Origin of the sequence: Rhodococcus sp. IEGM 1306 (assembly GCF_036541985.1) — a bacterium.
Taxonomy (GTDB): Bacteria; Actinomycetota; Actinomycetes; order Mycobacteriales; family Mycobacteriaceae; genus Rhodococcus_F; species Rhodococcus_F qingshengii.
The window spans coordinates 583,457-595,800 of the sequence record NZ_JAZHFF010000002.1; the positions used below are offsets into that span (position 1 = coordinate 583,457).

Below are 12,344 nucleotides of genomic sequence, written 5' to 3' on the forward strand. Positions count from 1 at the left end.
ACGGAACCCTATGTGGGTGTGCTCCCTGCGGGGCAAGTTCCTGTGAATATGCGGTGCCCAGCGTCACAGTTCTTTACTCTTGAATTATGTGAGGCTAACCTACATTAAGAACCACAAGACAACTTCGGCCGATTGGAGTGCACGGTGACAATCACCTTGACCACCCAGCATGCGGATGTTCGTGAATTCGAACTCCGGTCGAACGCATTGAGCCGCACCAGCGTTCGCCTACGAGCACTCAACCCTGACTACCCGCGCGTCTACGCGGTTGCCGCCATGTCAGGTGAAGGCAAACGGCGTTGGTGGCAGTTGAGTGAAGGCTTGTGCGGGGATCGGGTGCATCAGATGTTCGCCCGCTCGCTCCAGGATCTCGACAGTGCCGAAGCTGCGGCGATACAGGTCGCAACATCACTGATTCACACTGTGGTCGGCAGGGTTGCCGCATCGATCGTCTCCGAAGGTGCCGCTTGGGATCCAGGCCTCGAGAACCTGTTCATCCACATGGACAGCGACGGCGGTATCGACTGGGCCGGGGTGATCGACGAAACTCTGCGAGTTGCGCCGAACGGACGGGAGTCCGGCAGTGACGGCGTCGTCGACATGCCGTGCGAAGAAGCGCTCCTCGTCTGGACCGCGCACCGTTGCCTGACCTCGCTACGGGCGATCTACGACGCCGTCTCCAGGTGTGCGCCCGTCGACCAGTTCAGATTCTGGGGCTTGGTAGGGGAGTCGATCCTGGGCGCAGCGGCATATGTCCCCATCTTGGCCGGCGGGGGCGAATCAGCCGCTCAGCGCCGCGGGCAGGGGCTGCTGGACGCTTTTGTCGCCGCAGGGCTGCCCGTGCGTGCACGCCGCAAGGTCTCGCTGCGTCCTCGTTGGAACCAGTTCGACGAAGGGCTTGCTAAATTAGGTCAGCCTTGCCTATGATTGTGGAACACCACGCGGAGAGTTACACCCCGCGAGAGTGACGAAACTGCCGGACCGCGCCGGAGTCCTGAGGGCTGCAGAGACTCCCGGTCCTTCCCACGGCGGGTTTCACATCGAATGATGTGAAACCCGCCGGTTCTTTTTCCAGACCTGATTCCAAGCTCGAGTTACCTCTCGTGTAATCAGGTAGGGAGTGGCAGCCACACCGGCGCCAGAGAATCACAGATGGAGATGGCATGGTCGACACTGCTGAGACCGCAGAGATGATGAAACGGCTCGGAACGGGCTTCGACGCCACCATCGGCCTGGAATACACCGAACTGAGCCCAGATCGCGTGCGGGCGCAATGGACCGTCAAGCCCACGCTGCACCAGCCCGCCGGGATACAGCACGGGGGTGTGTACTGCTCGGTGGTGGAGTCTCTCGCCAGCGTCGGTGGCACCGTGTGGCTGGGCGAGCGAGGACACGTGGTCGGAGTCAACAACAACACCGACTTCCTGCGCGCAACGCGGGAGGGCACTCTCACCGCTGAAGCCACCCCGATTCATCGCGGACGCACCCAGCAACTCTGGGAAGTTCGCATCACCGACGAGAACGACCGACTCGTTTCCAAGGGACAGGTTCGCCTCGCGAACATCACCGAGGTGGCGAAGATCGGAAACTGACCACGCGGCAGTCGATCGAATGACGGAGGGCGGCTGCGGAGTTGAACTCCACAGCCGCCCTCCGCCGGTCACTCAGGTGTTGATCAGCCGGCGGCCTTCTGCTGCTTGTCGGCAGCCTTCTTGGCTTCGCCATTCGAAGCGCTGCCGGACTCCGTCGCTTCCTTGTTCTTCTTCTCCAACTCGCCCATCGCGTTTCGCGCGAAGACCTGCTGCTCGGTGGACGCCATCTGAGCACGGCCACGCCCGAAGAACGTCACCGCCCATGACAACAGCGTCGAGGCACGGGAACGGAATCCGACGAGGTAGAGGAGGTGAATTGCCAGCCAGGCAACCCACCCGATGAAGCCGCTGATCTCGAGCTTGCCCACCTTGGCTACCGCGCTGAAGCGCGAGATCGTTGCCATACTGCCCTTGTCGAAGTACTTGAACGGAACTCGTTCCGACGGGGACTTGCCGTCCAGTGACGCTTTGATCTGCTTGGCCGCGTACTTGCCACCCTGCATGGCAACCTGAGCCAATCCGGGCAGCTTGTCGAGCGACATCATGTCGCCGATGACAAAGACGTTGGGGTGCCCGGGCAGAGACAAGTCGGGATTGACCATGACGCGGCCGGCGCGGTCGGTTTCTCCGCCGCTCTGTTCTGCGAGCTGCTTGCCGAGGGGGCTGGCCTGCACGCCGGCGGACCACACCTTGCACTGCGACTCGATACGGCGAAGCGTGCCGTCCTTCTCCTTGATGATCAGACCGTCGTTGTCCACGTCGGTGACCATCGCGTCGAGCTGGATCTCGACGCCGAGCTTCTCGAGCGTCTCGGCAGCCTTGCGGCTGAGCTTCCCGCCGTACACGGGCAACACGGCAGGGGCGCCGTCGAGGAGCACGACGCGCGCTTCACGAGGATCGATCTTGCGGAACGCGCCGTCCAGCGTTCGACGGGAAAGCTCGGCGATCTGCCCGGCCAACTCCACGCCGGTGGGGCCGGCGCCGACAACGACGAAGGTGAGCAAGCGCGCACGCTCGGCGGGATCGTCCGACAGTTCGGCCTGTTCGAAGGCCCCAAGGATTCGTCCGCGCAGTTCGAGGGCGTCGTCGATCGTTTTCATTCCGGGGGCGAACTCCGCGAACTGGTCGTTGCCGAAGTACGACTGACCGGCACCGGCTGCCACGATCAGACTGTCGAACGGCGTAACAGTGACGCGTTCGAGCAGGCGCGAGGTCACGGTCTGATTCTCGAGATCAATGGTCTCGACCTCACCGAGCAGTACCTGTGCGTTCTTCTGCTTGCGCAGCACCAGTCTCGTGGCGGGAGCGATGTCACCGACCGAGAGGATGCCGGTCGCAACCTGATAGAGGAGCGGCTGAAACAGATGGTGGGTTGTACGCGCGATCATCGTGATGTCGGCATCGGCTTTTTTGAGAGCCTGAGTGCCGAACAATCCTCCGAAGCCGGAACCGATCACCACTACGCGGTGGCGGTGCGGTTCAACCGACTGGATGCTCATTCCGTACTCCTCGAGTTCTAGGCGACAGTCCTACGGTAGTCCCACCGCGGCCGAGCTTCTCTGCGAGCAGTCCGACGCGCGCCGGTGTGTCCGAATCGATCAAGCGGCCTCGAGGGTGATCACTCCCGAGGTGATCGGCTTGGCCGGACCCCGGGGTGATCACCACTTTGTCGAGGTGTCAGCTACTGGCGGACGGACAAGATGAACAGTGCGATGCACCCGCCGACGAAAACCAGGATCGACAGGGCCACCGAGGCATACCCGACACCCACTCCAATTGCTGCCCAGTCCATGTGCCCAACCTCTCTTACGGTGTAATCCGGGATTCAGATCACATCTGCCTAGAGACATCACACCTCATCTGTCCCAACTTTCGAAACCCGGCACGCCCAACCGTTGACATGCAAGTAAATGCTTGCATATTGTGAAGTTGTGAACGACCGGATGAATGCAGCCTTCAAAGCACTGGCCGATCCCACACGAAGGCTTCTCCTGGACCGCTTGTTCGTAGCCAACGGTCAGTCGCTCGGCGAGCTGTGCGACAGCCTCGACATGAGTCGGCAAGCTGTCACTCAACACCTCACCATGCTCGAGGACGCCAATCTGATCAGCACGGTCCGACAGGGGAGGGCGAAGCTTCACTATCTCAATCCCGTTGCGCTCGAGGAGATTCGAGAGCGGTGGATCAACAAGTTCGAGGTACCGCGCCTTCGTGCGCTCAGTACCGTCAAAAAAATCGCGGAGGAAGCCATGACCGACAAGCCCAGTTTTGTGTACGTCACCTACATTGCGAGCACGGCGGACAACGTCTGGAAAGCGCTCACCGACGCACAGGCCACCGCAGAGTATTGGGGACACAGCAACGTCTCCGACTGGCAGCCGGGATCGACCTGGGAGCACCGCCGGATCGACGGTTCGAACATTGCCGATGTAGTCGGCACCGTAGTCGAGAGCAACCCTCCGTCGAGGTTGGTCACCACCTGGGCTGATCCGAACGGCGAACCGGGCGTCGACATCTCTCGGGTGAGTTTCGACATCGAAGCCTTCGGCGCGATCGTGCGACTGACCGTCAAGCACACCGATTTGGCGGACGAATCGGCTCGCATGGAGGTGGCCGGTGGATGGTCGGCGGTGTTGTCGAACCTGAAGTCCTACCTCGAAACCGGAAGCACTCTTCCGGTGGCGCCGTGGGAGATGCCGGTCGGTTGACGGTTGTCGACCGGGACAAACGAGTCCCCTGAACAGGAGGAGATCGCCGTACGTTTGTCCGAACAGTCGGCCCAGTCCGGACTCAAATTCGCATAACCGTCAAATATCGGCGCGTTCAGTCTGTAAAGTTGCCAGAAGGATGCTAGCGTTTTGCCCGACATCGAGTGAGGACGACCTCGTCTCGGACGCATGGGAGAAACGCTATGGGCGGCGACGCTTTTCAGAATGTTCCAGTTGATCGACGCAAGTTCGTCAAGACAGTTCTAGCGGCCTCGGCGGTAACTGTGCCAGTCGTGACGTCGATCAGCCTCGGTGGTGCGGCGCCGGCCTTCGCAGCCGGTGACACGCCGAATCTTTCCGGAGCGCCAAGTCGTGGCCAGCAGAATCCGAATCAACCAGGCGGCGAGCAACCAGGCGGGAATCAACCCGGTGGTAATACTCCGGGAGGGAATCAGCCGGGCGGAAACGAGCCGGGCAATCCCGGATCATCGGGAAGTTCGGGATCGTCAGGAAGTTCGGGTAGTTCCGGGAGTTCGGGATCGTCAGGAAGTTCGGGTAGTTCCGGGAGTTCGGGACCGTCCGGAAGTTCCACAGGTTCCGGATCAACCGGTAGCTCGTCAGGTTCGGGTGGAACGACGACCGCCAAACCCACCGGGCCGACAGCGCCGACGGAGCCGACCGTCCCGACTGTGCCAACCGTACCGACGGTGCCGACCACTCGCACCGAGCCGACCTTCCCGACCCCTCCGACCCAGCCGACAAATCCCACGGAACCTACGTAGCCGACACGACGCGACTGGTTCCGAGGGGGAACACCGACGATGACAGAGTTCGACGTCGCGCTACACCGCGCTCTGAAGAAGTTTCAGAGCGCGGGGTCAGTTCAGGTGAAGGAGACTCCGCCACACGGAGAACCGGCCGATCTGACTGTCGCGATCGCGACCTACGACGATTTCGACGGCGCGTACTTCACGATCCACTCGATCTTGGTCCATCATCGCGAGGTTCTGGACAGAGTCGAATTCGTCTTGTTGGACAACAACCCCGAGGGGTTGCCGGCGCCGATGCTCGAATCGTTTGCCGGTTACATCGATCGGTTCCGCTACATCCCGTTCACCGACGTTCGATCGACTGCGGTGCGGGACGTCCTGTTCCGCAAGGCCACCGGAAAGTATGTCCTTGTCCTCGACTCTCACGTGATCTTGGCACCGGGATCGTTGTCGGCGTTGCTGGCGTATTTCGATGCGGACCCGGAAACCGACGATTTGATCCAGGGACCGATGCTCTCCCAGGATTCCTCGCACATCGCGGCCACCCACATGGACCCCAAGTGGCGCAACGGGATGTTCGGCTCGTGGGGAGTTGATCCGCGAGCGAAGCAACACCCGGACGTGCCTTTCGAGATCGTCATGCAGGGCCTCGGCTCATTTGCCTGCAGGCGTGAGGCGTGGCCGGGATTGAACTCGCACTTCACCGGATTCGGAGGTGAAGAGGGGTACATCCACGAGAAGTTCCGGATCAACGGCGGCAAGGTCGTCTGCCTTCCGGCTTTCGGCTGGCACCATCGGTTCGAGCGCCCGGCAGGCGTCCCATATCGAATAAACTGGGAAGATCGTGTTCACAACTACCTGCTCGGTTGGACTGAGGTCGGTTGGGACATCGATTCACTCCATCGTCAGTTCTCCGAATACCTCGGTGATTCGTATCCCGAGATTCGTCTCCGTGCGGAGCTGAGCGTCCAGAAACCCGAGTTGGCCTTTGGTGGAGTGATCGTTCTCGGCGACGACGGCCGAGTCGCTCCGTGGCGTTCATGCCTGGCGGAGGCCGAGTCGATCGAACTGACCGTTCACCGTGCCATTCCGTCGCAGGACGACGCTCCGGATGTGTGGAGGACTGCGTCTGCGTTCGTCGCCGGAATCGACAAGGCCATTCTGTTGGCCTGGAAATCGGTAGTTTTTCTGGACGAGGCTCGCGTGATCGAACCCGCGGTTATGTACAAGCTACGGAACATCGTCGACGACCTCCCGGCCGAGGCCGATACGGCTGTCATCCACGCACACGGCGAAGATCTGGTCGGAGTTGCACTGATTGTTCGCGCGGCGACATACGGAACTTTGCGAGACGAACTCTCACGAAGGATCAACGGACCCGTGCCGTCCGACTTCTCACTGGCGGCTTATCTGCTCGAGCGAGGCGCAGTCGACGTTGTGCTCGATCGCCCACTGTCGCCTGTCCGCGTAGGGGGAGAACCCAACCCCGTTGTCGAGGATTCTGAGTCGGACCTCGGTGTTGCCGTCGTGAATCTCGATCTCGACATCGACAGATGGAAAGCATCCTGGCATAGATTCATTCGCTTACCGCGCGTAACAGCGGTGGAAAGAGTGTCGGCTTTCGAGGACGCGATGAATAAGGACGCGGCCTTTGCCGTCTCGTGGCGTCGTGCGCTCGCTCGGGCGACTGAGAAGGGCTGGGATTCGGTCCTCATCGCTGCTGACGACGTCAGTTTGCTGGATGCCGCCGCATCGATCCTTGGCCATGCCCGCGAAGAGTTGGATCACGGCGATTGGGATGTCGTCCACCTCGGACACGACCCGAAATCGAGGGACGGAGCTCTGCTCGACGGTTCGGCACTCTTGCGCACCAGTCCTGAGAACCGTGGAGTCCACGCCGTTCTCGTACATTCGCGCGCCTTCGAGCGAATTCTCGACGAGATTGCGGATCCGGAGTCAGATCCCGAAGCATTCGGACAATGGGCGGGTCACTACCGAACTCTGGGCGACTACCTGGTGGATGCGAGTGCCGGGGGAGCGCTCACGTGCCTGACGCTGTCGCCCGGCATCGCCTCCACACGCAGCCTGATTCGTTCGGGCGCAATCGAATCCGAATACTCACGACGCTTCGCACTGTGAGACCACCACCAAAACGAAATCGGATTCGCTGAATCAAGGAGATATCTTGACCGAACTACTCGAAGGTGTGAGACCGCAACGCTCTCAGACGGTGGAGAGCAACGATCGACGAACGCTGGGGGATCGCACCGCAGAGTCCCTATGCGCACAGCAAGGCTCAGTTCGAAACGATGCTCGACGACATTGCGGCGGCCACTGAATTATCGGCGATATCTCTACGCTACTTCAATCCGGTCGGGGCAGATCCGGAGCTGCGAAGTGGTACACCATCGGCACACCCGACCCACGCACTCGGAAAGCTGTTCGAATCATATTCGACAGGAACGCCTTTCAGGGTTACGGGAACGGATTGGCCGACGCGCGACGGATCCGGAGTGCGTGATTACGTTCATGTCTGGGACCTTGCAGACGCTCATGTTCGAGCACTGGAAAGGTTCGACCGGGTCACCGCTGAATCATCACGCATGACTGTGGTCAATCTGGGCAGCGGGCGGGGGACGACGGTGTGGGAGCTGGTACACACATTCGAGAACGTGCTCGGCGAAGATATCGACGTGGTCGCTGCCGGCCGACGCACCGGTGACACTGCCGGCGCTTATGCGTCGAACGATCGTGCGTTGCGACTACTCGGGTGGGTTCCGACATTCACCCTGGAACAGGGGATCGAGGACACCGCGCGGTGGCTGGCAGTGCGGCCGCACCTGCTCAACTCGGTGTAGCCGAACGTCAGCCCGTCGGGTCGTCGTCAACGGTGATGTTGTTGCTACGTAGCCAGAAGGTGGCGTCCGGATTCCACCCGGCGAGCACAGTGGCCCCCGCGTTGGCCGACAACGGGATCGCGACACCTGGCGTGGTCAGATAAGCCATCATGGTCAGGTGCACGGCGTCGTAATCCGCGGACACCGAAACCCAGTCCGGAATGAACCAGTCACGGTATTCACCGGTCGTGTCGTACCACACGGAGCGACGTGAAGCGGGCACTGGCAGGGGATAGGTATCGACCAGATTCGCCCAGTCCTGCGGACCGGTGATCTCGTAGATCCGGGGCGCGCCGTAGATCCTTACCGGCTGCACCCGCGCCTCGTTCGAGGAGCTGTCTTCTTCGAGAAACACCCCGAGGGCCCCGATACCGTCGCGGGCCCTGGTTGTTTCGGTTGTGCCGTTGGCAAACGGGATAGACCACCATTCGCCTCCGATGTGACGGTCCGGATCTTCGATCTGGTATTCCAGAAACCGGCGTTCGTAGTCGAGTGCCTCAGCACGCCACTGTTCGAGGCCGTCCTCTGCACGGTAAATCCGCAAGGGAAGGTCCGACCAGCCGTAAATAGGGTTTCGCTTTTCAACCAGATTCTGGTTCAGAAGGTCAGCAGGCTCGGCCCACCAGGCAGTGTGTGGCGAGTCGAGTAGTGCTTCGGCAATCGGTCGCAATGCCGCGATCACCTCAGGGCGGACGAAGATCAGATCTTCTTCGTCCGGCGGCTCCCAGTAGCGTGCAAAATCTACGGCATACGCAAGACAGTGCAGAATCTCGAGTTCGGACATCTCGCCGATTGCCCGGATATCAACAGCGCCGAGAACTTGGAGCGCATCGTCCGGCGATTGAGGCCAGTGTCCACCGGATGTGCGTGCGCCGGCGCGGCATGCGTAACCGACGTTCGCACAGAAGCGACGGCCACGTGGTGAACCGAGGACGAGTGCAACGGAATCCATCTGGGTAAAGCTAGCGGACAAGCTGACGGGGGACGTTCGAATATCCATTACTTGACATAATGTAGATTATCGGCAAATTCTCGAACTGGCGATATCCGGCTCACGCCTGGTTCGTGCAACCTTCCTTGTTTCCGCCCACCTATGTCTGTCTGCCGGTACATTTGCCGGCTTTCCTGCGTTTCCGTCCTAGATCTGCGACCGGCTTGCACGACTCGACCATTGCGACTCCGCGATCGCCGGCTGAATTGGTACCGATCACCGCCTGGCCTCGCCGGCGACTGCGGCTACGCCGCGCGACCTGGACGTCAGGAACGACCAATAAGTGCTCTGATGTGGATTGATGCCGATAAACACGTCTCACCGACTTCCGGCTACCCCACCTCAATTCGTCACTGTGACGTATTATGGTCGACAGGCTGGAGGCGAGTTCAGTTCCATTGTCATCGCCACGGACTACTATCGCCGCATGTGTTGTATTCGACCGGCCGCTTCTCATGGTCAGTGGCCGCGATGAGCGACACACCCAAGGTCGTGCATCGCTGGCTCGCAGTGCCAGACCAGTTTGACCGATTCACGCGATTCTTGCGCGACAACGGAATTCTGATGCCGACTCGGATAGGCATCGGCGTATTGGTTTTCCTCCTGGGTATCACGATTCTGCTGAAGCGACTGGGCACTCATTCGGTACAGACCATCGGATTTCCGTTGGACGTCGTCGTCGCAGTGCTTGTGATGATCGGCGGAATTGCCCTGCCTGTCGTAGCGACCACCCGTGAAAGGTCGTATTTCTTCGTCGTTGCCGGGGACTTCGCCGTTGCGGTGATCGTGCTGGCTGAGGCGAATCCGGATCAGAGATTGCTCGGATGTCTCGTCTTCGGGCTCGTCGGCTCGTACATAGCCTTCTTTCACAATCTTCGAACTCAGCTGTGGCACCTGCTGTTTTCCGGGGCGGTCATCGTTGTTGCCAGCATCGGCGTGTTCACCGATGTACCTTCTGGCCTTCCAGACGTCCTGGGGCGCATTGCCTTTGCCATTCCTGTCATCACTGTCATACCGGTGGTCACGCAGATTGCTCTGGCGCTCCTGAGCAACGACGCTCAAAGCTCAGAACTCGATCCGTTGACGGACCTGCTGAATCGGCGCGGACTCGCACGGCGGACTTCCGAACTACTGCAAGCGAAATCCAGCCTCGACCAGTCTTTGCTGGTGGTGGTGATCGACATCGACAATTTCAAACACTTCAACGACACCTACGGTCACGACGTCGGCGACCGAGTCATACTGCGCACGGCCTATCGACTACACGACTGGGCCAGATCGGACGCGGCGATAGCGCGCATCGGCGGTGACGAGTTCGTCGTCGTTCAGATGATGCCGTTGCCGTACGTCGGCGATCTACTGGCCCGGATCGGGCCCATCATGAACTCCCCTACAGGCGAACCAATCTCGACGACAAGCATCGGCATAGCCATCCACAACGGCGCCTGGCCGGACGTACAAGCAGCAGAAAGTGGCGTTCACGATCTACATCGCCTCGCCGATTCGGCGATGTACGAAAGCAAGAGAATGGGTGGAAATCACGTCCACTCCATCGTTCTCACCGATCAACAGCTACAACAGCCACAACAGTCAGGCGGTCGTTCAGTCCTCTGAATCGTCGATCAGATGCATCGCGGCTTCCTCTGCCGACGCTGCGCCGCCGTCGATTCCGACGTCTCCGGCAATGAGTTCACTTTCCTCGTCCTCGTATCTGCCCTCGTCTTCGGCAACGAGACGCCCGACCCGACGGTTACCCACTTCGTCACCGTCCGGGAATTCTTCTTCCCGTTCGAATTCGTCGGCATCGGCGGGATCCTTCAAAGGATCTCCGAGCGACGCGTACGGATCGGGTTCTTCTTCGGCCAGGCGCTCGTCGAGGGTCTCCCCCGCTGATTCCTCGCTGCCGGTCAACCCGTGGGCATCAAGTCCCAGTGGGCGTTCCGGTGGTGAGATTCCCTCGTCGAGAATGTCGTCGACGCCTCGATCGATCAGAGTGTCTTCAGGTTGAAGCTGGTCGTCGGGATCGAGACTGTAATCGCCATTGCCGGCCGCGCCGGTGTCATCCGTGTCGCTCATACGATCAACGATGCCACGGGCACACCGAGTTGGCCATGTGCCGCGCCTGCTCGATACGTCACTCCGGAGACATTCAGCACGAACGCGGGGCCGGCACTCCGTCGAATCGGTCCTGTAGGTACTCGAATGCGGTGGGCAGACCGAGGACCGCAGTGGTGAGGTGGTCCGGGCTGGGGAACAGTTGGGATTGAATCGTGGCTCCGGCGGCGCAGTACCGCGAAATCGTGTTGACCACCGAATCGATGGGGATCAGAACGTCGTCGGGTGTGTGCCATTCGAACACCGGGGCAGTCGGCACACCCGGATAGAGTTCGACGCTGTTGTCGTCCATCACCTTTCGCACTTCAGGGCTGGACAGCAAGGATGTCGACGTCGACACCTGAGAGGCACTGCGCCCGGCACCGACCCTGAGGATGTCGTTGGTGCACGCGTTGGTGAGTTCGGCCCGCATCGACCGTCCGAGGTCGTTGAGTTGGTTGCTCAGCGGCAGTAGGTCGGGATACTCGCGTTCGAGGCCCATTGCTGCGGCGAATGCGAGGCCGAATGCCGGGTGCGGATCCTGTCCGAGGCCGTTTGCCATCTTGGACAGATTCATCGGGACGCCGCCCTCGGCTACACCGACAAGGTTGACCTCGGGTGCGTAGCTCGGGGCCAGTGCGGCCGCCCACGCGGTGGCCATGCCGCCGCCGGAGTAGCCGGCAATACCTACAGGGCTGGCGCCACTACGCAATTCGGGGACTTTCTGAACGGCGCGGATACCGTCGAGCGTGATCTGTCCGCCCAGGCGCGCGGCGCCGTACGCACTGTTGGGTCCGAGATGGTCGGGAAGGGCAATGGTCCATCCACGTTGCAGCGCGACGTTGAGGATGGGCGCTTCACGGATGACGATGTTGGGATCCGATGCGTAAAGCGCGCGAGATGGCGCACATCCCGTACCGAGTGCATTGACGATGTGCTGATACGAGAGCAACGGGCCGTCTTGTGCTTGATTCGGCGGGACCAGGATCGTGCTGACCGCGGCAATAGGCTTGTTCTCTGAGTTCGTGGACCTGTAACTGACCTGCCAGATCGCGACGCCGGGAAAGGTCATCAGGTCAGGGGCCCGGCGCACGGAGATCGGCGTGCCGGCGGTCCCCTCGGCAGCTGCTTGCGAGTAGAACGGGTCCGGGTCCGGTGCCGGATATGCGGGATCGGCCTGTGCAGTCCCCCCGGAGAGCAGTGCGGCAGTCAGTGCAGCGGCAGTCAGCATCGATCCGGTAAACACGCGTGTGGTTCGCAGTTTCAACGTTTTCCCCTCGTCCGGACCCACC

General features: G+C 60.9%; 11 protein-coding genes. 6 read left to right on the forward strand and 5 right to left on the reverse strand.

The genetic code is table 11. The annotated features are described in order from the left end of the window. The first annotated feature begins 144 nt into the window (after nt 1-144). On the forward strand, nt 145-927 hold the full coding sequence (locus V3587_RS09450) for a hypothetical protein (RefSeq protein ID WP_269609174.1): 783 nt from the start codon (nt 145-147) through the stop codon (nt 925-927). Nucleotides 928-1,163: 236 nt separating this feature from the next. Beyond that, nucleotides 1,164-1,592, forward strand: a complete 429-nt coding sequence (locus V3587_RS09455) for a PaaI family thioesterase (RefSeq protein ID WP_003945020.1) — start codon at nt 1,164-1,166, stop codon at nt 1,590-1,592. Between the two features lie 83 nt (nt 1,593-1,675). Here the strand turns inward: V3587_RS09455 and V3587_RS09460 are convergent, their stop codons facing one another. Further along, nucleotides 1,676-3,091 (reverse strand): NAD(P)/FAD-dependent oxidoreductase, encoded by a 1,416-nt coding sequence (locus tag V3587_RS09460; RefSeq protein WP_165639264.1) that lies wholly within the window; start codon nt 3,089-3,091, stop codon nt 1,676-1,678. A gap of 411 nt (nt 3,092-3,502) precedes the next feature. Between V3587_RS09460 and V3587_RS09465 the strand changes: the two genes are divergently transcribed. Further along, complete coding sequence (locus tag V3587_RS09465; RefSeq protein ID WP_080726673.1) at nt 3,503-4,300, forward strand: ArsR/SmtB family transcription factor; 798 nt, start codon at nt 3,503-3,505, stop codon at nt 4,298-4,300. Between the two features lie 451 nt (nt 4,301-4,751). Here the strand turns inward: V3587_RS09465 and V3587_RS09470 are convergent, their stop codons facing one another. Beyond that, nucleotides 4,752-5,069, reverse strand: coding sequence for a hypothetical protein (locus tag V3587_RS09470; protein ID WP_230359872.1), 318 nt, complete (start codon nt 5,067-5,069; stop codon nt 4,752-4,754). 52 nt (nt 5,070-5,121) lie between these two features. Between V3587_RS09470 and V3587_RS09475 the strand changes: the two genes are divergently transcribed. Together V3587_RS09475 and V3587_RS09480 are read left to right on the forward strand one after the other, a co-directional pair. Next, nucleotides 5,122-7,209 carry a glycosyltransferase gene (locus V3587_RS09475; protein WP_283376417.1) on the forward strand — a complete coding sequence of 696 codons (2,088 nt, stop codon included), beginning with the start codon at nt 5,122-5,124 and terminating at the stop codon, nt 7,207-7,209. A 122-nt stretch (nt 7,210-7,331) separates the two neighbouring features. Then, nucleotides 7,332-7,928 carry an NAD-dependent epimerase/dehydratase family protein gene (locus V3587_RS09480; RefSeq protein ID WP_283376434.1) on the forward strand — a complete coding sequence of 199 codons (597 nt, stop codon included), beginning with the start codon at nt 7,332-7,334 and terminating at the stop codon, nt 7,926-7,928. Nucleotides 7,929-7,935: 7 nt separating this feature from the next. Here the strand turns inward: V3587_RS09480 and V3587_RS09485 are convergent, their stop codons facing one another. After that, nucleotides 7,936-8,919 carry a hypothetical protein gene (locus V3587_RS09485; RefSeq protein WP_283376418.1) on the reverse strand — a complete coding sequence of 328 codons (984 nt, stop codon included), beginning with the start codon at nt 8,917-8,919 and terminating at the stop codon, nt 7,936-7,938. Nucleotides 8,920-9,522: 603 nt separating this feature from the next. On the opposite strand from V3587_RS09485, the gene V3587_RS09490 reads away from it, so the two are divergent. Beyond that, nucleotides 9,523-10,572 carry a GGDEF domain-containing protein gene (locus V3587_RS09490; protein ID WP_238565218.1) on the forward strand — a complete coding sequence of 350 codons (1,050 nt, stop codon included), beginning with the start codon at nt 9,523-9,525 and terminating at the stop codon, nt 10,570-10,572. Here V3587_RS09490 and V3587_RS09495 read toward each other — a convergent pair. Both V3587_RS09495 and V3587_RS09500 read right to left on the reverse strand, forming a co-directional pair. Continuing rightward, entirely contained in the window at nt 10,561-11,034 is a 474-nt protein-coding gene (locus V3587_RS09495; protein ID WP_007732075.1) for a DUF5709 domain-containing protein, read from the reverse strand. The genes V3587_RS09490 and V3587_RS09495 overlap by 12 nt on opposite strands. 73 nt (nt 11,035-11,107) lie before the next feature. Beyond that, the gene (locus V3587_RS09500; RefSeq protein ID WP_054827626.1) at nt 11,108-12,283 is read right to left on the reverse strand and encodes a lipase family protein; all 1,176 of its coding nucleotides are present in this window, start codon (nt 12,281-12,283) and stop codon (nt 11,108-11,110) included. Between the last annotated feature and the right edge of the window lie 61 nt (nt 12,284-12,344).

Excerpts from the sequence above, each read along its gene's own strand:
- V3587_RS09455 (WP_003945020.1), top strand. The coding sequence starts at position 1,164 with ATGGTCGACACTGCTGAGACCGCAGAGATGATGAAACGGCTCGGAACG.
- V3587_RS09485 (WP_283376418.1), bottom strand. The coding sequence starts at position 8,919 with ATGGATTCCGTTGCACTCGTCCTCGGTTCACCACGTGGCCGTCGCTTC.
- V3587_RS09475 (WP_283376417.1), top strand. The coding sequence starts at position 5,122 with ATGACAGAGTTCGACGTCGCGCTACACCGCGCTCTGAAGAAGTTTCAG.
- V3587_RS09490 (WP_238565218.1), top strand. The coding sequence starts at position 9,523 with ATGCCGACTCGGATAGGCATCGGCGTATTGGTTTTCCTCCTGGGTATC.
- V3587_RS09495 (WP_007732075.1), bottom strand. The coding sequence starts at position 11,034 with ATGAGCGACACGGATGACACCGGCGCGGCCGGCAATGGCGATTACAGT.
- V3587_RS09500 (WP_054827626.1), bottom strand. The coding sequence starts at position 12,283 with ATGCTGACTGCCGCTGCACTGACTGCCGCACTGCTCTCCGGGGGGACT.
- V3587_RS09460 (WP_165639264.1), bottom strand. The coding sequence starts at position 3,091 with ATGAGCATCCAGTCGGTTGAACCGCACCGCCACCGCGTAGTGGTGATC.
- V3587_RS09465 (WP_080726673.1), top strand. The coding sequence starts at position 3,503 with ATGCTTGCATATTGTGAAGTTGTGAACGACCGGATGAATGCAGCCTTC.